The following is an 18,922-nucleotide window of genomic DNA, read 5'->3' on the forward strand; positions in this document are numbered from 1 at the left end:
TGATCGAGGTTGTCGAGACCGGCTCAGTGGCCCATGCCGAGGCCGCCGTCGACCGGGATCACGGCGCCGGTGACGTAGGCGGCACCGTCGCCGGCCAGCCAGGTGACGGCGCTGGCGATCTCGTCCGGGGAGGCGTAGCGGCCGAGCGGGACCTGCTGCTTGATCGCGCTCTTCTGGTCCTCGGTGAGGACGTCGGTCATGTCGGTGGTGACGAAGCCCGGCGCGACGACGTTGGCGGTGATGCTGCGCGAACCGAGCTCGCGCGCGAGCGAGCGGGCCAGGCCCACGAGGCCGGCCTTGGAGGCGGCGTAGTTGGCCTGCCCCGCGCTGCCCAGCAGCCCTACCACCGAGGAGACGAAGATCAGCCGGCCGCGCTTGAGCCGCAGCATCCCCTTGGCGGCACGCTTCGCGAGCCGGTAGGAGCCGGTCAGGTTGGTGTCGATGACCGAGGTCCAGTCGTCCTCGCTCATCCGCAGGATGAGGGTGTCCTGGGTGATCCCGGCGTTGGCGACCAGGACCTCGACCGGGCCGTGCGCCTGCTCGATCTGCGCGAACGCGGCGTCCACCTGTTCGGGATCGGTGATGTCGCACCGTACGTCGAGGGCACCTTCGGGTGCGCCGCCGTTGCGGGTCGTCACCGCCACCTTGTCGCCCTGGGCGAGGAACGCCTCGGCGATGGCGCGGCCGATGCCGCGGTTGCCGCCGGTGACGAGGACCGAGCGGGGGACGGTGGTCAGCGGTGAGTCAGTCACGTTACGCGACCGTAGCGATTACCGGAGCGTAGGCCTACCGCCCGCGCCGCGGTGTGGGCTAGGCCTCGTCCTCGAGCCGGAAGCCGAGCTTGATCCCGACCTGGAAGTGCTCGACCGAACCGTCCTTGACCTGGCCGCGGACCTGGGTCACCTCGAACCAGTCGATGTGCCGCAGCGTCTTCGAGGCCCGCTCGACGGCGTTGCGGATGGCTTCGTCGATGCCATCGGGAGCGGAGCCGACGATCTCGGTCACGCGGTAGGTGCGGTTGGTCATGCGACCGACTCTAGCCGGGTCCGGGCGCCCTGCGACCCGCGGCGTACGATCGGGACATGGCCAGGGCCCACGATCAGCCGATCCGGATCACCACGGCGGCACAGAGCCGGCAGGTGGACATCGCACACCGGCAGCGGCGCTACGTGATGGCGATGGGCATCCGCACCCTGTGCTTCATCGGCGCCGTCATCGCCGGCGTCAACCACGTGGTGTGGCTGTGGCCGGTGCTGATCCTCGCGGCGATCTTCCTGCCCTACATCGCGGTGGTGATGGCCAACGCCGCCAACACCAAGGGCGCCACCGAGATGGACCTGCTCGACACGCCGTATCACGCCAACGAGCTGCACAACGACCCCGAGCCCCACCGCGAGGACCGCGGCTGATGGAGCCTGACGTCTGTTCGGCCAAGGGCTGCCGCGCGCCCGCCACCTGGGCGCTGGGCTGGAACAACCCGCGCATCCACACCCCCGACCGCCGCAAGGTCTGGCTGGCGTGCGACGAGCACCAGGAGTCGCTGGCCGCGTTCCTCAGCGCGCGCGGGTTCCTGCAGGAGACGGCGCCGCACGACGGGACGCTGCAGCCCCGGTAGCCGCCCTCAGCCGCCGATCGCCGACATGGGTCGATCGGGCTGCAGGAAGGTCGGGTCGTCGATCCCGTGTCCCGCGCGCTTGCCGGCCATCGCCGCGACCCAGCGCTGCGCGATCTGCTCATCGGGCAGGCCGGCACGCAGCGCGGCGCGCAGGTCGGACTCCTCGCGGGCGAACAGGCAGTTGCGCACCTGTCCGTCGGCGGTCAGCCGCACCCGGTCGCAGTCGCCGCAGAAGGGCCGGGTCACCGAGGCGATGACACCGACTGTCGCAGGTCCGCCGTCGACGACGAAGAGCTCGGCCGGGGCGCTCCCCCGCGGCTCGGTCGCCGGGGTCAGGTCGAACTCCTTCTCCAGTCGCGCCAGCGTCTCCGCGGCGGTCACCATCGTCTCGCGGGTCCAGCCGTGCTGGGCGTCGAGCGGCATCTGCTCGATGAAGCGCAGCTGGTAACCGCCGCGCACGGCCCACTCCAGCAGCTCGGCCGCCTGGTCCTCGTTGACGTCGCGCAGCAGCACCGCATTGACCTTGATCGGGCCGAGGCCCGCGTCCGCCGCCGCCTCCAGGCCTTCGAGCACGTCGTGCAGCCGGTCCCGGCGGGTGATCCGGTGGAAGGTCTCGGGCCGGATCGAGTCCAGCGAGACGTTGACCCGATCCAGGCCGGCCTCGGCCAGCGGCCGCGCCAGCCGCGCCAGGCCGAGCCCGTTGGTGGTCAAGGAGAGCTCCAGCCCCGCATCCAGGGCGCGGGTCCGCGCGACGATGCCGGCCAGGCCTCGGCGTACCAGGGGCTCGCCGCCGGTGAACCGGACCTCGCGGATGCCCAGCTGGGTCACCCCGATCCCGATCAGTCGCACCACCTCGTCGTCGGTGAGCACCCGCTCGTCGGGCAGCCAGGCCAACCCCTCGGCGGGCATGCAGTAGCTGCACCGGAGGTTGCACCGATCGGTCAGGGAGACGCGCAGATCGGCGGCGACTCGTCCGAACCGGTCGACCAGGGGTGTCGTCTGCACCACACCATCCTAGGACGGGGCCCATCCCGATCGCGGTCCGGTGCCGTGCGCCGGTTAGCCTCGGAGGGTGCGATCGTTCCGCTTCCTGCTGAGCCGCCGTTGGGCGCTGTTCACCCTGGCGGTCGCCATCCTCGCCTACGGCACGTGGTGGCTCGGCGAGTGGCAGTGGGGCCGGCTGCAGGACAAGCACCACGGCAACGCCATCATCAGCGCCAACCTGAAGCAGGCGCCCCAGCCGGTCGAGGAGGTGATGGCGCCCGGCAAGAAGGTCGACAGCGACACCGAGTGGAAGCGGGTCGTGGTCACCGGCACCTATGACGCGGCCGACACCATCACGTGGCGCTACCGCACCAACGACCACAGCGAGTCCGGCATCGACGTCGTCGTGCCGCTGATCACCGCCGACGGCACCGGCGTCCTGGTGGACCGCGGCTGGCTCGCCTCGACCGACCAGGACAACCACCCGGTGCCGATCCCGCCCCCGCCCAGCGGCCAGGTCACCGTCGTCGGCTGGGTCCGCGCCGACGCCACCGGCTCGAGCACGCGGGTCAGCCAGCTCGGTACGCGAGCGATCTCCAGCCGGACGATCGCACCGGCGATCGGCCGCACGCTGGACAGCGGGTTCCTGATCGTGCAGTCCGAGTCGCCGAAGCCTGCCACGGCGCTCTCCCCCAATGACGAGCCGGACCTGAGCAACGGCCCGCACTTCTTCTACGCGCTGCAGTGGTGGTTCTTAGGCATCCTCGCCGTCGTCGGGTTCTTCTACCTGATGTACGACGAGCGCCGGCTCTACGTGCGCGGACCGGAGCCGGCCACCGAGCCGGATCCCGACGTGACCGGCGGGGACGACGAGGATGCCGTCGACGCACACGCCGGCACGCCCACCGGCCCACCGGTCAGCGTCGCCGCCGCCCGAGGAACGGTCGTGGATGAGCGCAAGGCCCGCCGCCACGACAAGAACGCCCGCAGGCAGGCGCTGGCCGCCGCGTACGCCGCCGCGCGGGCCCGTGACGAGGCCAACAGGACCAAGGCCTTCGGTCAGAGCATCGAGCGCTCGGGCAGCGGCTCTCAGTCGCGGGAGAGCTGACCGGCGAACTGGGTGCGGTAGAGGTCGGCGTACAGGCCGCCGCCGGCGAGCAGCTCCTCGTGACTGCCTGACTGCACGATCCGACCGTCCTCGACCACCAGGATGACGTCGGCGTCTCGGATCGTGGAGAGCCGGTGGGCGATCACCAGCGAGGTCCGGTCGGCCAACGCGGCGTCGAGCGCGCGCTGGACCGCTGCCTCGGACTCGCTGTCGAGGTGGGCGGTCGCCTCGTCCAGCACGACGATCGCCGGCGCCTTGAGCAGCAGCCGGGCGATCGCCAGCCGCTGACGCTCACCACCGGAGAGCCGGTAGCCGCGGTCGCCGACGACGGTGTCCAGACCGTCCGGGAGCCCCGCGACCAGGGCGTCGATCTGCGCCGCCGCGAGCGCGTCCCAGATCTGCTGCTCGGTGGCACCCGGGCGTGCGTAGAGCAGGTTGGCCCGCACCGTGTCGTGGAACATGTGGGCGTCCTGGGTGACGTAGCCGACCACGTCCTCGAGCGACTGCAGCGTTACGTCGCGGACGTCCTCGCCACCCACCCTGACCGCACCGCCGGTCACGTCGTAGAGCCGCGCCACCAGGTGGGTCACGGTCGTCTTCCCCGCACCCGAAGGACCCACCAGCGCGATCATCTGCCCGGGCCGCGCGCGGAAGGTGACGTCGTGCAGCACCTCGGCACTCGAGCGCGGCTCGGTTCGGGCGATGCTTTCCAGCGAGGCCAGGGAGACCTCGTCGGCCCGCGGATAGGTGAAGCTGACGTGGTCGAACTCGAGGCTGGCCGCATCCGGCGGCAGCACCACCGCGTCCGGCCGCTCCTGGATCAGCGAGGGCAGGTCGAGCACCTCGAAGACGCGCTCGAAGCTGACCAGCGCAGTCATCACGTCGATCCGGGCGTTGGACAGGCTCTGCAACGGACCCAGCAGCCGCACCAGCAGCAACCCCAGAGCCGTCAGCGTGCCCAACGAGAAGTGCCCGCGGATCACCAGCCACCCGCCCACGCCGTACACGAGGGCGGTGGCCAGGGCCGGCACGAGCTGCATGGCCATCGTGAAGACCCGGGTCAGCAGCGAGATCCGCACCCCGAGGTCGCGGACCACGCCCGCCTTGGCCGCGAAGTAGACGTCCTCCTCGTCGCGCCGGCCGAACAGCTTGAGCAGCATCGCGCCGCCGACGTTGAACCGCTCGGTCATGGCGTTGCCGAGGTCGGCGTTGCCGTTCATCTGCTCACGGGTCAGCCCTGCCAGCTGGGTGCCTACCCAGCGCGAGGTGACGAACAGGATCGGGAACAGCAGCAGGCACAGCAGCGTGACCTGCCAGCTGAGGGTGAGCATGGTGGCCCCGACCACCAGCACCGAGATCAGGTTGGCGACGGTGTTCGACAGGGTCGAGGTGAAGGCGCGCTGGGCACCGATCACGTCGTTGTTCAGCCGGCTGACCAGCGCGCCGGTCTGGGTGCGGGTGAAGAACGCCAGCGACTGGCGCTGCACATGCCCGAAGACGCGGGTGCGCAGGTCGAAGATCAGACCCTCGCCGATCCGCGAGGAGAGGTAGCCGCTGCCGATCCCGAGCGCCGCGTCCACGATCGCCACCACCGCCATCCCGGCGGCCAGCCACCACACCGTCGACAGGTCGTGCTGCAGGATGCCGTCGTCGACGACCCACTTGGTCAGCAGCGGGGTGATCACCACCAGGCCCGCGTCCACGACCATCAGCGCCAGGAAGACGGAGATCAGCCGCCGGTGCGGTACGGCGAAGGCGAGCACGCGGCGTACGGTCCCGGGCTCGAGACGCTGCCCCAGCACCTCCCGGTCCGAACGCAGGTTGCGGTAGACACCGCCCATCCCCAGGTTGCCCGCCATCGTGACCGGTCCTCAGGCCAGCGAGACGAGGTCCGCGTAGTCGACGTTCCAGAGGTCCTCGACACCGTCGGGCAGCAGCAGCACCCGGTCCGGCTCGAGCGCGTGCACCGCACCCTCGTCGTGGGTGACCAGGATGATGGAGCCCTCGTAGCGCCGGATGGCGTTGAGCACCTCCTCGCGCGAGGCGGGGTCGAGGTTGTTGGTCGGCTCGTCGAGCAGCAGGACATTGGCCTGGCTCACCACCAGGGAGGCCAGCGCCAGCCGGGTCTTCTCGCCGCCGGAGAGGACCCCTGCGGGCTTGTGCGCGTCGTCACCGGTGAAGAGGAACGAGCCCAGCACCGAGCGCGCCTCGGTGTCGGTCAGCTGCGGCGCCGCGGACTGCATGTTCTCCAGCACCGAGCGGCGTACGTCGAGCGTCTCGTGCTCCTGGGCGTAGTAGCCGAGCTTCAGGCCGTGGCCGGGGATCACCATGCCGGTGTCGGGCTTGTCGACTCCGGCGAGGATGCGCAGCAGCGTCGTCTTGCCGGCGCCGTTGAGCCCCAGGATGACGACCCGGGTGCCCTTGTCGATCGCCAGGTCGACGGCGGTGAAGACCTCGAGGGCGCCGTACGACTTCGAGAGGCCCTCGGCGGTGAGCGGCGTCTTGCCGCAGGGTGCGGGCGTGGGGAACTTGATCGCCGCGACCTTGTCCGCCTGCCGCTCGCCCTCCACGCCCTCGAGCAGGCGCTCGGCGCGCTTGAGCATCGACTGCGCGGCGGTGGCCTTCGACGCCTTGGCCCGCATCTTGTTGGCCTGGTCGGTGAGCGTCTTCGCCTTGTTCTGCGCGTTGAGCAGCTCGCGCTTGCGGCGCGCCTCGTCGGTCTCGCGCTGCTGCAGGTAGTTCTTCCAGCCCATGTTGTAGACGTCGATGACGGCCCGGTTGGCGTCGAGGTGCAGCACCCGGTTGACGGTCTGCTCGAGCAGCTCGTTGTCGTGGCTGATCACGATGAAGCCGCCCTTGTAGGACTTCATCCAGTCGCGCAGCCACACGATCGAGTCGGCGTCGAGGTGGTTGGTCGGCTCGTCGAGGATGAGCACCTCGGCGCTGGAGAACAGGATCCGCGCCAGCTCGACGCGGCGGCGCTGGCCGCCCGAGAGCGTGCCGAGGGGCTGGTTGATCAGTCGGTCGGGGATGCCCAGCGACTGCGCCATCTGCAGGGCCTCGGACTCGGCCGCGTAGCCACCGCCGGCGTCGAGCAGGTCGTGCGCGCGCTGGTACTTGCGCATCGCCTTCTCGCGGCGGTTCGGGTCGTCCGAGCCCATCTCGACCTCGGCCTCCCGCATCCGACGTACGGCGACGTCGAGGCCGCGAGCCGACAGGATCCGGTCCTTGACCAGCATCTCGGGGTCGCCCACGCGCGGGTCCTGCGGCAGGTAGCCGAGCTCGCCGGAGTTGACCACCTCGCCCGCCGCCGGCAGCAGATCACCGGCGAGCACCTTGGTCAGGGTGGTCTTGCCGGCACCGTTGCGGCCGACCAGACCCACCTTGTCACCGGGCCCGACACGGAAGCTGACGTTCTCCATGAGGAGGCGCGCGCCCACGCGTACCTCGAGGTTCTGGGCGGTGATCATGAGGTTCACTAGTCTAAGGCGCTGGGCACCTGGTCCCGTATTCGTCGGGTGCTCGCCGAGTCTCATGGGGGGACACACATGCGCTTCAACGCCAAGGCGCGGCTCGACGCGAGCCGCACCCAGGACGTCGGCGGCGGTGGCGGCGGCACGGGCGGCGGGTTCCCGATCCCGATCGGCAAGGCCGGTGGCGGCATCGGTGGCCTCATCGTCGCTGTGATCATCTACCTCGTCGTCACCAACCTGGGCGGGGGCAGCGCGGGCGGCGTCCTGACCGGCTCGGCGTTCTCCGGGAACTCGGTCGGTCTCTACGGGCAGGACTTCGACTACTCGACCTGCACGAGCGGGGAGGATGCGAACAACTCCGACGAATGCGCGCTGGTCGCCGTCGAGAACTCGCTGACCGACTACTGGAAGAACCAGGCCCAGGTCGCCGACGTGTTCCAGCCCGAGCGGGCGATCCACGTCTTCCACGGATCCGTCTCCACGGGCGGCTGTGGCACGGCGACGACCGACGTCGGACCGTTCTACTGCTCGGGCGACCAGACGATCTACCTCGACACCGCGTTCTACGACACGATCTTCAAGCAGCTGGGCGGGGAGGCCACGCCGTTCGTGCGGGCCTACGTCATCGCGCACGAGTACGGCCACCACATCCAGGACCTGCTGGGGACGATGAGCAAGGTGCGGACCCAGCAGGGCAAGAAGAGCGACTCGGTGCGCCTCGAGCTCCAGGCCGACTGCTACGCCGGAATGTGGGCCCACGGTGCCGAGACCACGCCCGACCAGGACGGCAACGTGCTGATCTCCGACATCACCTCCGACGACATCCAGCAGGGCATCACCGCGGCCAAGGAGGTGGGCGACGACTACATCCAGCAGCGCACCGGCGGCTCGGTGAACCCCGACCAGTGGACGCACGGCTCCTCGGCCGAGCGGCAGCACTGGTTCACCACCGGCATGCAAGCGAACGACGACATCTCCGCCTGCGACACCTTCTCCGCCGCCAGCCTCGACTGAGGCCACGCCTCAGCCTTCTAGCAGGGCCTCGATCGCCGGGAACTGCCGCTGCAGGGCACGCAGGTGCGGGGCGACGGCCGGATGACGGAACTTCGCGAGCAGGGCGCCCTCTCCCCCGGCCACCCGGGCCAGCGCCCACTCCGCGCGGGTCAGGGCGGTGTAGACGGCGGTGATCTGGGCCCCGCGCGTCGCCTGGGCACGGGTGGCGAGGCCGTCGGGCAGACCCAGCAGGTAGGCGTCGAGCAGCGGCTCGAACTCCTCCCGGGCCGGGAGCAGGTAGAGGCCGAGGTCGGCACCGACAGCGCCGTACCCGAGGCAGGCCCAGTCCAGCGCGATCAGCAGGTCGCCGGCACGGCCCGGGAGGTTCGCCGGCGTCGGATCGCCGTGCTGGGCGACCTGCGGCAGCGCGTCCAGCTCGTCGAGGTGCTTCCCGCGCTGACGCCACAGCTCGTGGGCCACGTCGGCGACGGTCGTCCGCTCCAACGTCGGCCAGCCACCGTGCCGTTCGACCCGCTCGAGCCTGTCGCGCAGCTGGTTGCGGGCCAGCCAGCGCACGTGGGCGAGGTCGGCCCCGGCGAAGCGTCCCAGGGCGTGCACGACGAAGAGCCCGGCGTTGGCGGCGTCCTCCACCCAGTCCGAGATCAGCGTGATGCCCTCGGCGTCCTCGTGCACCTCGGTCGGCGTCAGGGCGACACCCGGCACACCCTCCAGCAATCGGAAGCTCGCGACGTCCGCCTCGCGCCGCCAGAAGGCGAAGTGGCGCGGGTCGCTCAGCTCGGGCGGGTCGTAGTGGGCCGGAGCGGCCAGCCGCTTGATCACCACCGGACGATCGCCGATGGAGGCGCGCCAGACCCCGACAGTGGTCGTGCTGGTCCCACCAGGCATCGGATGCCACCCCGGCTCGGGCTGCCACATGAGCGGGACGCTAGCCCATCGCACCCGTCATTCGGCGTTAAGCACCTCCACACGCGCCGCCTGCGCATCGGCGACGGCCTTGTCGAGGACGTCGCGGCGCGGGTCGGCGATGTGTCCTCCCAGCAGGAGCGCACCCTCGGGACACGCCTCCTCGATCCCGCCGTAGACCAGCGGGCCCGCCAGGCCGTCGAGGATCCGGGCGGCATGCTCGTCGGCCGCCGCCAAGGCCACGCGGGCCTGGTTGTCGCGACGTCGCGCGAACCGCTGCTGGCTCCAGCCGCCCGCCTTGGTGCGCCCCTGCACGTGCCGCTTGCCCACCTTGCTCGCGACGACCTCGCCACCCCGCAGCCGCGCAACGGCGAAGCCGCCCCTGCGGACCAGCAACACGCCCCAGTCGGGCGGCGGCGCGGCCGCCTCCGCGAAGGCCGCCGGGTCCGCCGCTCCGGCGTACGAGCGATCGAACGGCAGCCGCGCGACGAAGCTGGAGCCGTCCGGTGCCGTCCCGCGCAGGGCATCGTCACCGACCGCGAGCTCGACACCGCCGTGCCGCCCGGCGAAGTTGTCGATCCAGCGCTGCACCCGCTCCACAGCGACCAGCACCTCTGCCATCCGCATACCCTAGCGAGTGACGCACGGGGCGCAGGGCGGGCGGACGGCCGCGCCGTCCGAGCACGCGGACGAGGTGACGGCGGACCGATCCGCGCCGTCAGAGCGCCCGAGCGAGCGTCAGACGTTGAACCCCAGCGCCCGGAGCATCTCGCGTCCGTCGGGCGTGATCTTGTCCGGACCCCACGGCGGCATCCACACCCAGTTGATGTGGACGTCGTTGACCATGCCCTCCAGGGCCGTGTTGGTCTGGTCGGTGATGACGTCCGTCAGCGGGCAGGCCGCCGAGGTCAGCGTCATGTCGAGGACCACTCGCGAGTGCTCCTCGATGTGGATGCCGTAGACGAGCCCGAGGTCGACGACGTTGATCCCGAGCTCGGGGTCGACGACGTCCTTCATCGCCTCGGACACGTCATCGAGCGTGAGGGTCGCGCCGTCGGCGACGGTGTTCAGACCCTCGTCGGTGTTGGCAGCCTCGGTCATCGGTTCTCCTCCTTGAGGGCGCGGGCGGTGGCGTCCTTCCAGGCCATCCACGACAGCAGAGCGCACTTGACGCGGGCGGGGAACTTGGCGACGCCGGCGAAGGCGATGCCGTCCTCCAGCACCTCCTCGTCCGGCTCGACGCTGCCCTTGCCCTGCATCAGTTGCAGGAACTCCTCCTGGACGACCATCGCCTCGTCGACGGGCTTGCCCACGACGAGGTCGTAGAGCACTGACGCCGACGCCTGCGAGATCGAACAGCCCAGCGCGTCGTACGACACGTCGGCCACCCGTCCGTCGTCGACGTGCACGCGCAGCGTGATCTCGTCGCCGCACGTCGGGTTGACGTGGTGGACCTCGGCTTCGAAGGCGTCGCGCAGCCCCTTGCCGTGGGGGTGCTTGTAGTGGTCCAGGATGATCTCCTGGTACAGCGCATCAAGATCTTGACTCATACCGCTCAGTCCAACCGGAAGTAGGAGCGGGTGTATTCCAGGCCCTCGACCAGCGCGTCGATCTCGCCGGGCGTCGTGTAGAGGTACGACGACATCCGGGTGGAGGCCTGGACGCCGAAGCGGGCGTGGGCCGGCTTGGCGCAGTGGTGCCCGGCGCGGACGGCGATGCCCCGCGAGTCCAGCACCTGCGCCACGTCGTGGGGGTGCACGCCGTCGAGCTCGAAGGAGATCGCACCGCCGCGCAGCGCCGGGTCGAGCGGGCCCAGGACCTTCAGACCCTTGACCGTCTGCAGACCCTGCAGCGCGTAGCCGGTGATGGCCTGCTCGTGCGCGTGGATGGCCTCCAGGCCGAGGTGTCCCAGGTACTCCAGGGCCGCGCCGAGCCCGACCGCTTCAGCGATCGGTGGCGTGCCGGCCTCGAACTTGTGCGGGATCCCGGCGTACGTCGAGGCCTCCATCCGCACGGTGGCGATCATCTCGCCGCCGCCCAGGAACGGCGGGAGCTGCTCGAGGAGCTCGCGTCGGCCCCACAGCACGCCGATGCCGGTCGGCCCGACGGTCTTGTGCCCGGTGAAGGCCAGGAAGTCGGGCCGCTCCTCGATCGGCATCGCTGCCAGGTCGATCGGCAGCTGCGGCGCTGCCTGCGAGGCGTCCACGACCACGACGGCGCCGACCTGGTGCGCCCGGCGGGCGATCTCGGCGATCGGCAGGATGGTGCCGAGCATGTTCGAGACCCACGCCAGCGAGACCACCTTGGTGCGCTCGTTGATCAGCTCGTCGATGTTGCCCAGGTCGAGCTGGCCGTCGTCGGTGAGCCCGAACCAGCGCAGCGTCGCGCCCTTGCGCTCGGCGAGCAGCTGCCACGGCACGATGTTGGAGTGGTGCTCCAGCTCGGTGATGACGATCTCGTCGCCCTCGCCGATGGTGAGATCGGGTCCCGAGCCGGTCGAGGGGCGCGCCCACGCCAGCGTGTTGGCGACCAGGTTGAGCGCCTCGGAGGCGTTCTTGGTGAAGATCACCTCGTCCCGGTCCGGGGCGCCGATGAAGCGCGCGGTCGTGTCACGACCCGCCTCGAAGGCCTCGGTCGCCTCTGCGCCCAGGTGGTGCATCGCGCGGGCGATGTTCGCGTTGTGCCGCTCCAGGTGGTCGACCATCGCGTCGATGACGATCTGCGGCTTCTGCGAGGTGTTGGCGCTGTCGAGGTAGACCAGCGGCAGGCCGTTCTCGAAGCTGCGCTCGAGGATCGGGAAGTCCTTGCGGACGACCTCCAGCTCGGGCAGCAGCCCGGGAAGCTGCGTCATGACGACTCCTTCGTCAGCGGGGTGGACGGCGGTGCGGGGACGGGGTCAGGCGTGCGCGCCGACGTACTTCGTGTAGCCGTTCGTCTCGAGCTCCTCGGCGAGCTCGGGGCCACCGGACTCGGCGATCCGTCCGTCGACGAACACGTGCACGAAGTCCGGCTTCACGTAGCGCAGGATGCGGGTGTAGTGCGTGATCAGCAGCACGCCCTTGCCCTCGCGCGAGCGGAAGTCGTTGATGCCGTCCGAGACGACCTTCAGCGCGTCGATGTCCAGGCCGGAGTCGATCTCGTCGAGGATCGCGACCTTCGGGTCGAGCAGGTCGAGCTGTGCGATCTCCGCGCGCTTCTTCTCGCCGCCGGAGAAGCCCTCGTTGACCGAGCGCTGCGAGAAGGCCGGGTCGAGGTTCATCCGGTCCAGGGCGCCGTTGACGTCCTTGACCCAGGTGCGCAGCTTGGGGGCCTCGCCGTCGAGCGACGTCTTCGCGGTGCGCAGGAAGTTGGCCATCGAGACGCCGGGGACCTCGACCGGGTACTGCATGGCGAGGAACATCCCGGCCTGAGCCCGCTCGTCGACCGACATCGCCAGCACGTCCTGACCGTCGAGGGTCACGGTGCCCCCGGTGATGGTGTACTTCGGGTGGCCGGCGATGGAGTAGGCGGTCGTCGACTTGCCGGAGCCGTTGGGACCCATGATCGCGTGGGTCTCACCGTCCTTGATGGTCAGCGTGACGCCCTTGAGGATCTCCTTGGGGCCGTCCTCGGTCTCCACCGAGACGTGCAGGTCCTTGATCTCGAGCGTGCTCATCAGGCGATGTCCTTCTTCTCGTTCAGTACGTTCTTGGCGAGCTCCGCCTCCACGGTGGCGGTCAGCTTCTCCTCCAGGTCCGGCACACCGATCTGGCGGATGAGGTCGTTGAAGAACCCGTGCACGACCAGGCGCCGTGCCTCGGCCTCGGAGACTCCGCGGCTGCGCAGGTAGAACAGCTGCTCGTCGTCGAAGCGGCCGACCGCCGAGGCGTGACCGGCACCCTCGATCTCGCCGGTCTCGATCTCCAGGTTGGGCACCGAGTCGGCCTGGGCGCCGTCGGTGAGGACGAGGTTGCGGTTCTCCTCGTAGGTCTCGATGCCCTCGGCGACCTTGCGGATCAGCACGTTGCCGATCCACACAGCGTGGGCGCCGTCGCCCTGCAGCGCGCCCTTGTAGACGACGTGCGACTTCGTCTTCGGCGCGGTGTGGTCCACGAAGAGCCGGTGCTCGATGTGCTGACCGGCGTCGGCGAAGTACAGGCCGAGCATCTCCACCGAGCCGCCGGGTCCGGCGTACTCGGCGGTGGTGTCGTTGCGCACGACATCGCCGCCGAAGGTGACGTCGACGTGCTTGAACTGCGCGTCGCGGCCCACTCGGATGTGCTTGTGACCGGTCCGCACGGCGTCGTCGGCCCAGTCGTCGATGCTGACGACGGTCAGCTGGGCGCCGTCGCCGACGAGGATCTCGACGTTGTCCGCCAGGGTCGCCGAGCCCTCGAAGCGGAAGACGACCGTCGCCTTGGAGAAGGCACCGGCGCGCACCACCACGTGCTGGGCGACCGCCGGCTCGATGCCGGTACCGCGCACCTCGAGCACGACCGCGTCGGGCACGACCGTGTCGGCGGCGATCTCGACCAGCGTGCTGGTCGGCGAGGCCTCAGCGGCCCGCGCGGCGATCCGGTCGGTCGGCACGAAACCGCTGGTCCCGAGAAGGCCGGAGACCTCGGTGGTGACGCTCACCCCGTCGTGCAGCCGGCCGTCCATGTCGAGCTTGCCGCCGAACGGCGTCGCGTCGTACAGGCCTCGGAGCCGCTTGAGCGGCGTGAACCGCCAGATCTCCTCGCGACCGGTCGGGACCGGGTGGTCGGCGACCTCGAAGCTGCCCTCCGGGTGCAGGTGGGAATCGACCTTGTCGACCTCCAGCGCAGCGGCCAGCGAGCTCGCCGAGGTGTTCGTCTCGACGGGCTCGGCGTACGTGTCCGTCATCAGCCGACGGCTCCTTCCATCTGCAGCTCGATCAGGCGGTTGAGCTCGAGGGCGTACTCCATCGGGAGCTCCTTGGCGATCGGCTCGACGAAGCCGCGCACGATCATCGCCATGGCCTCGTCCTCGGCCATGCCGCGGCTCATCAGGTAGAAGAGCTGGTCGTCGGAGACCTTCGAGACGCTGGCCTCGTGGCCCATCGAGACGTCGTCCTCGCGGATGTCGACGTAGGGATAGGTGTCCGACCGGGAGATCTGGTCGACCAGCAGCGCGTCGCAGAGCACGTTGGACTTCGAGCCGTGTGCGCCCTCGTTGACCTGGATCAGGCCGCGGTACGACGTCCGGCCACCGCCGCGCGCCACCGACTTGCTCAGGATCGAGCTCGAGGTGTGCGGCGCGGCGTGCACCATCTTGGCGCCGGCGTCCTGGTGCTGGCCCTCGCCGGCGAAGGCGATCGAGAGCGTCTCGCCCTTGGCGTGCTCCCCCATCAGGTAGACGGCCGGGTACTTCATCGTCACCTTCGAGCCGATGTTGCCGTCGACCCACTCCATCGTCGCGCCGGCCTCGCAGACGGCGCGCTTAGTCACGAGGTTGTAGACGTTGTTCGACCAGTTCTGGATGGTCGTGTAGCGGCAGCGGCCGCCCTTCTTGACGATGATCTCCACGACCGCTGAGTGCAGCGAGTCCGAGGAGTAGATCGGCGCCGTGCAGCCCTCGACGTAGTGCACGTAGGCGTCCTCGTCGACGATGATCAGCGTGCGCTCGAACTGGCCCATGTTCTCGGTGTTGATCCGGAAGTAGGCCTGCAGCGGGATGTCGACGTGCACGCCCTTCGGCACGTAGATGAACGAGCCGCCCGACCACACCGAGGTGTTGAGCGCGGCGAACTTGTTGTCGCCGACCGGGATGACGGTGCCGAAGTACTCCTTGAAGAGCTCCTCGTGCTCCTTCAGCGCGGTGTCGGTGTCGACGAAGATCACGCCCTGCTGCTCGAGGTCCTCGCGGATCGAGTGGTAGACGACCTCGGACTCGTACTGCGCCGCGACGCCCGCGACCAGGCGCTGCTTCTCCGCCTCCGGGATGCCGAGCTTGTCGTAGGTGTTCTTGATGTCCTCCGGCAGGTCGTCCCAGCTGGCGGCCTGCTTCTCCGAGGAGCGGACGAAGTACTTGATGTTGTCGAAGTCGATGCCCGACAGGTCCGAGCCCCACGTGGGCATCGGCTTGCGCCCGAAGAGCTTGAGGCCCTTCAGCCGCAGGTCCAGCATCCACTCCGGCTCGTTCTTCTTCTCACTGATGTCGCGCACGACGGCGTCGTTGAGGCCGCGCTGTGCCGCCGAACCGGCGACGTCCGGGTCGGCCCAGCCGAACTCGTACTTGCCGATCCCCTTCAGTTCGGGGTTCAGCTCCTCGATCGAGGTCATATCGTGACCTGCTTCCTCTCAGTGTTGCTACCGGTGTTGCTGGTGCTCGGGATGCACGTGGTGCAGACCCCGTCGCCGTGGGCGATGGTCGCGAGCCGTTGGACGTGGGTGCCGAGGACCTCGCTGATCGCTGCGGTCTCGGCCTCGCACAGCTGGGGGAACTCATGGGCGACATGGGAGACCGGGCAGTGCTGTTGGCATAACTGCTCGCCCACCACTGCCAATTCCCTGACCTTGGCGACATAGCCCGCCTCGGTGAAGACCTGGGCCAGCACCTGCGCGGGACTCAGCCCGGGCTGCTCGGCGCTCAGCCGTGCGAAGCCCTCCCGGATGAAGTCCGCCCGCCGCTGGGCGAAGGCCCGCAGGCCGTCCTCGCCGGCACTGTCGGCCAGGAAGCGCAGCGCCTGGGCTGCCAGGTCGTCGTACTGCTGGTCGAAGCCGCCGCGACCACGCTCGGTGAGCGCGAACACCTTCGCCGGCCGGCCACGGCCCTTGTGCCCGCTCGGTCGCGGCTCGCGCGCCTCCACCGCGCCGTCCTCGACAAGCTGGTCGAGATGGCGTCGTACGGCGGCGGGGGTGAGGTCGAGCCGCTCCGCGAGCGCTGCCGCCGTCGAGGGCCCGTCGACGAGGATCGACCGCGCGACACGCTGACGCGTGTTGCGGTCCTCGGCGCGCCCGGCATCAGCCCGCGCAGCACCCTCGTCGATTTTCACAACATCATTGTGACGATATTGGGGGCGGCCTTTCAACGAAGGCGACCCTAACCCGAGGCGGCCGCGCGCCGCATGCGTCCTCAGGATGAGACACTCGCCACACTCACAGGCTCGTTCCCAGGTGCGGAAGCGGGCTCCGCCGCCTTCGATCCTTACACTGGCGCGGTGTCACAGCCCGCTGTCGAGGTCTCCGGCCTGCGCATGACCTACGGCACCAAGACCGCCGTCGACGGCCTCTCGCTCAGCGTCGAGGCCGGTTCGATCACCGCCGTCCTGGGGCCGAACGGCGCTGGCAAGACGACCACGCTGGAGACCTGCGAGGGCTACCGGCGGCCGCAGTCGGGCACCGTGCGCGTGCTCGGTCTCGACCCGGTGACGCAGCGCCGCGACCTGCTTCCCCGCATCGGCGTGATGCTGCAGGGCCAGGGCGCCTGGAGCGGCGTGCGCGCCATGGAGATGCTGCGGCACATCGCCCGGCTGCACGCCGATCCGCTGCCGGTCGACGCACTCGCCGACCGGCTGGGGCTGCACGAGTGCGGGCGGACGCCGTACAGGCGCCTCTCGGGTGGTCAGCAGCAGCGGTTGGGGCTGGCGATGGCGATCGTGGGCCGCCCCGAGATCGTCTTCGTCGACGAGCCGACGGCCGGGATGGATCCCGCCGCCCGACGTACGACGTGGGAGCTGCTGCGCGAGCTGCGCGAGTCCGGCGTCACCGTCGTGCTGACCACGCACTACCTGGAGGAGGCCGAGCAGCTGGCCGACCAGGTGCACATCATCGACCACGGCCAGCTGATCGCGTCCGGCTCGCCGGAGGAACTCACCCGCGGCTCGTCGGCCACCGTGCGGCTGGTCGTCGACCAGGAGCTCCCCGCCGAGACCGAGGCGGCACTGCGCACCGCCGTGGAGCACTGGAGCAAGGAGTACGGCGTCGGCGTGCGGTCGATGAGCTTCGGATCACGCACGCTGGAGGACGTCTTCCTCGAGCTCACCGGAAGGGGCATGGGCCATGAGTGAGCTCTCCACGCCGCTCGACCTGGCACCACGGCCCGGTGCGGCCCCGTTCGGCCGTCAGGTACTCGCCCAGGCCTCGATGGAGGCCCGGTTGATGCTGCGCAACGGCGAGCAGCTGCTCCTGGCCGTGGTGATCCCGGTGCTGATCCTGGTCGGCGGCGTCACCGCCGGGACCCACCTGGACCTCAAGCTGACCGACCCGCGGCCCCTGGTCGACATCTTCACGCCCGGCGTGATCGCGCTCGCGGTGATGTCGACCTCGTTCACCTCGCTGGCGATCGCCACCGGCTTCGAGCGGCGCTACGGCGTGATCAAGCGGCTGGGCTCCTCGCCGCTGCCGCGTTCGGGGCTGCTGCTGGGCAAGATCCTGGCGCTCCTCGCCGTCCAGCTGATCCAGATCATCGTGATCGGTGGGGTCGGCCAGCTGCTCGGATGGACGCCGCGGGCGGGCGTGCTCGGTGCGTTCCTGGGCGTCGCCCTCGGCACGGCCGCCTTCGCCTCGCTGGGGCTACTCGTGGCCGGCACCCTGCGCGCCGAGGCGACGCTGGCGGCGGCCAACCTGATCTACCTGCTCCTGATGGCCGGCGGTGCCGTCGTGCTGCCCACCAGCGCCTACGGCAGCTTCGGCCACGTCGCCCGCTGGCTGCCCTCGGGCGCCCTGGGCGAGGCGATGCGCGGCGCCTTCCTCGACGCGAACGTGGCCTGGCGCGACCTCGGTGTCCTCGCGGTATGGGCGGCGCTCGGGACGGCACTGACGGCAAGGACGTTCAAATGGGAGTGATCTCCACCGCTCGCGCCACCCCCGACACCCGGCGTCCGGGCCGGGTCAGGAGCTGGCTGCGCGGCCACCTGGTGCCGCTCGCCGTCGCGAACCTGTGCGCGAACATCCTGCTCGTCGTGACCGGCGGCGTCGTACGGCTGACCTCGTCGGGGCTCGGCTGCCCGACGTGGCCCGAATGCACCGACGGGTCGTATGTCCGCCACGGCGCCACCGGCATCCACGGCGTGATCGAGTTCAGCAACCGGATGCTCACCTACGTGCTCACCGCCATCGCGATCGCGGTGGTCGTCGCAGCCTGGGACCGGGTGGGCAAGGTCAGGCGGCTGGCGGTCGGCATCGCCCTCGGCATTCCGCTGCAGGCGGTGATCGGCGGCATCAGCGTCCTCACCGACCTGAACCCCTGGGTGGTCGCGCTGCACCTGCTCGCCTCGATGGCCATGATCTCCCTGTGCGTGTGGATGCTCGACACGCTCTGGTCCCCCGCCCGGGGCGCCGCTCCCCGGCGCGTCGCAGGGCTGTCGTGGGCCGTCTTCGCCCTCGGCTGGGTAGTGCTCTGGCTGGGCACCATCGTGACCGGCTCCGGCCCGCACTCAGGCGACCTGCAGTCCAAGCGCACCGGACTCGACCCGGCAACGATGTCCCACCTGCACGCGCTCGCTGTCGATCTGCTGGTGGCGCTCACCGTGACGCTGCTGGTGGTCGTGCGGCGCTCGCCCTATCTGCGGCTCGTCGTCGGGGTGCTCCTCGGCGTGGAGCTCGCCCAGGGCATCGTCGGCTGGATCCAGTACGAGACGGGGCTGCCGGCCTTCGTCGTGGGCCTGCACATGCTCGGTGCCGCCCTCACCGCCGCCGGGCTCGCCCGGGTGGTGCTCTCCACGCGCCCGCACACCCGCTGATTCGGGCCTGCGTCCGGGTTGAGTCGGGCCTGCGTCCGGGTCGAGTCGGGCCTGCGTCCGGGTTGAGTCGGGCCTGCGTCCGGGTTGAGTCGGGCCTGCGTCCGGGTTCATTCGGGCCTGCGTCGTTCCTAGATGGCCCGATC

21 protein-coding genes are annotated in these 18,922 nt (G+C 70.1%); 7 read left to right on the top strand and 14 right to left on the bottom strand.

Annotated elements, in window-relative coordinates; all coding sequences use genetic code 11:
* Positions 1-23: 23 nt before the first annotated feature.
* Together P5P86_RS12930 and P5P86_RS12935 are read right to left on the bottom strand one after the other, a co-directional pair.
* Positions 24-752 (bottom strand): beta-ketoacyl-ACP reductase, encoded by a 729-nt coding sequence (locus P5P86_RS12930; protein WP_280607850.1) that lies wholly within the window; start codon positions 750-752, stop codon positions 24-26.
* Positions 753-810: 58 nt separating this feature from the next.
* On the bottom strand, positions 811-1,026 hold the full coding sequence (locus P5P86_RS12935; RefSeq protein ID WP_280607851.1) for a dodecin: 216 nt from the start codon (positions 1,024-1,026) through the stop codon (positions 811-813).
* Between the two features lie 56 nt (positions 1,027-1,082).
* Between P5P86_RS12935 and P5P86_RS12940 the strand changes: the two genes are divergently transcribed.
* Positions 1,083-1,409, top strand: a complete 327-nt coding sequence (locus tag P5P86_RS12940) for a DUF3099 domain-containing protein (RefSeq protein ID WP_280607852.1) — start codon at positions 1,083-1,085, stop codon at positions 1,407-1,409.
* A complete protein-coding gene (locus P5P86_RS12945) occupies positions 1,409-1,615 on the top strand; it encodes an acetone carboxylase (protein ID WP_280607853.1) in 207 nt (68 codons plus the stop codon). The genes P5P86_RS12940 and P5P86_RS12945 overlap by 1 nt, the downstream gene beginning before the upstream one ends.
* 6 nt (positions 1,616-1,621) lie before the next feature.
* Here the strand turns inward: P5P86_RS12945 and moaA are convergent, their stop codons facing one another.
* Positions 1,622-2,623, bottom strand: coding sequence for a GTP 3',8-cyclase MoaA (moaA, locus tag P5P86_RS12950; protein WP_280607854.1), 1,002 nt, complete (start codon positions 2,621-2,623; stop codon positions 1,622-1,624).
* A 64-nt stretch (positions 2,624-2,687) separates the two neighbouring features.
* Between moaA and P5P86_RS12955 the strand changes: the two genes are divergently transcribed.
* The gene (locus P5P86_RS12955; protein WP_280607855.1) at positions 2,688-3,707 is read left to right on the top strand and encodes an SURF1 family cytochrome oxidase biogenesis protein; all 1,020 of its coding nucleotides are present in this window, start codon (positions 2,688-2,690) and stop codon (positions 3,705-3,707) included.
* Here P5P86_RS12955 and P5P86_RS12960 read toward each other — a convergent pair.
* Both P5P86_RS12960 and P5P86_RS12965 read right to left on the bottom strand, forming a co-directional pair.
* On the bottom strand, positions 3,689-5,566 hold the full coding sequence (locus P5P86_RS12960; protein ID WP_280607856.1) for an ABC transporter ATP-binding protein: 1,878 nt from the start codon (positions 5,564-5,566) through the stop codon (positions 3,689-3,691). The two genes, P5P86_RS12955 and P5P86_RS12960, sit on opposite strands and share 19 nt — an antisense overlap.
* A gap of 12 nt (positions 5,567-5,578) precedes the next feature.
* The gene (locus tag P5P86_RS12965; RefSeq protein ID WP_280607857.1) at positions 5,579-7,177 is read right to left on the bottom strand and encodes an ABC-F family ATP-binding cassette domain-containing protein; all 1,599 of its coding nucleotides are present in this window, start codon (positions 7,175-7,177) and stop codon (positions 5,579-5,581) included.
* A 78-nt stretch (positions 7,178-7,255) separates the two neighbouring features.
* Between P5P86_RS12965 and ypfJ the strand changes: the two genes are divergently transcribed.
* On the top strand, positions 7,256-8,194 hold the full coding sequence (gene ypfJ / locus P5P86_RS12970; RefSeq protein ID WP_280607858.1) for a KPN_02809 family neutral zinc metallopeptidase: 939 nt from the start codon (positions 7,256-7,258) through the stop codon (positions 8,192-8,194).
* Positions 8,195-8,203: 9 nt separating this feature from the next.
* On the opposite strand, the gene P5P86_RS12975 is transcribed toward ypfJ, so the two are convergent.
* From P5P86_RS12975 to P5P86_RS13015, 9 genes are all read right to left on the bottom strand, one after another.
* Entirely contained in the window at positions 8,204-9,109 is a 906-nt protein-coding gene (locus P5P86_RS12975; RefSeq protein ID WP_280607859.1) for an aminoglycoside phosphotransferase family protein, read from the bottom strand.
* 27 nt (positions 9,110-9,136) lie between these two features.
* Entirely contained in the window at positions 9,137-9,718 is a 582-nt protein-coding gene (locus P5P86_RS12980; RefSeq protein WP_280607860.1) for an acVLRF1 family peptidyl-tRNA hydrolase, read from the bottom strand.
* Positions 9,719-9,835: 117 nt separating this feature from the next.
* Positions 9,836-10,198, bottom strand: coding sequence for a metal-sulfur cluster assembly factor (locus tag P5P86_RS12985; RefSeq protein ID WP_280607861.1), 363 nt, complete (start codon positions 10,196-10,198; stop codon positions 9,836-9,838).
* Positions 10,195-10,647 carry a Fe-S cluster assembly sulfur transfer protein SufU gene (sufU, locus tag P5P86_RS12990; protein ID WP_280607862.1) on the bottom strand — a complete coding sequence of 151 codons (453 nt, stop codon included), beginning with the start codon at positions 10,645-10,647 and terminating at the stop codon, positions 10,195-10,197. Before sufU ends, P5P86_RS12985 begins: the two co-directional genes overlap by 4 nt.
* 5 nt (positions 10,648-10,652) lie before the next feature.
* A complete protein-coding gene (locus P5P86_RS12995; protein ID WP_280607863.1) occupies positions 10,653-11,948 on the bottom strand; it encodes a cysteine desulfurase in 1,296 nt (431 codons plus the stop codon).
* Between the two features lie 45 nt (positions 11,949-11,993).
* Positions 11,994-12,752, bottom strand: coding sequence for a Fe-S cluster assembly ATPase SufC (sufC, locus tag P5P86_RS13000; protein WP_280607864.1), 759 nt, complete (start codon positions 12,750-12,752; stop codon positions 11,994-11,996).
* A complete protein-coding gene (sufD, locus tag P5P86_RS13005; protein ID WP_280607865.1) occupies positions 12,752-13,960 on the bottom strand; it encodes a Fe-S cluster assembly protein SufD in 1,209 nt (402 codons plus the stop codon). Before sufD ends, sufC begins: the two co-directional genes overlap by 1 nt.
* Positions 13,960-15,378: a Fe-S cluster assembly protein SufB gene (sufB, locus tag P5P86_RS13010; RefSeq protein WP_280607866.1), complete on the bottom strand. Its 1,419-nt coding sequence runs from the start codon at positions 15,376-15,378 to the stop codon at positions 13,960-13,962. Before sufB ends, sufD begins: the two co-directional genes overlap by 1 nt.
* Positions 15,375-16,091, bottom strand: a complete 717-nt coding sequence (locus P5P86_RS13015; protein ID WP_280607867.1) for a helix-turn-helix transcriptional regulator — start codon at positions 16,089-16,091, stop codon at positions 15,375-15,377. The genes sufB and P5P86_RS13015 overlap by 4 nt, the downstream gene beginning before the upstream one ends.
* A 165-nt stretch (positions 16,092-16,256) precedes the next feature.
* On the opposite strand from P5P86_RS13015, the gene P5P86_RS13020 reads away from it, so the two are divergent.
* Genes P5P86_RS13020 through P5P86_RS13030 form a run of 3 tightly spaced genes read left to right on the top strand, consistent with a single transcriptional unit; the run spans position 16,257 to position 18,779 of the window.
* Complete coding sequence (locus P5P86_RS13020) at positions 16,257-17,105, top strand: ABC transporter ATP-binding protein (protein ID WP_280607868.1); 849 nt, start codon at positions 16,257-16,259, stop codon at positions 17,103-17,105.
* Positions 17,098-17,883: an ABC transporter permease gene (locus P5P86_RS13025; protein WP_280607869.1), complete on the top strand. Its 786-nt coding sequence runs from the start codon at positions 17,098-17,100 to the stop codon at positions 17,881-17,883. The genes P5P86_RS13020 and P5P86_RS13025 overlap by 8 nt, the downstream gene beginning before the upstream one ends.
* Positions 17,874-18,779 carry a COX15/CtaA family protein gene (locus P5P86_RS13030; RefSeq protein ID WP_280607870.1) on the top strand — a complete coding sequence of 302 codons (906 nt, stop codon included), beginning with the start codon at positions 17,874-17,876 and terminating at the stop codon, positions 18,777-18,779. Before P5P86_RS13025 ends, P5P86_RS13030 begins: the two co-directional genes overlap by 10 nt.
* The last annotated feature ends 143 nt before the right edge of the window (positions 18,780-18,922 follow it).

It is taken from the genome of Nocardioides sp. BP30, from assembly GCF_029873215.1.
Lineage (GTDB): Bacteria > Actinomycetota > Actinomycetes > Propionibacteriales > Nocardioidaceae > Nocardioides.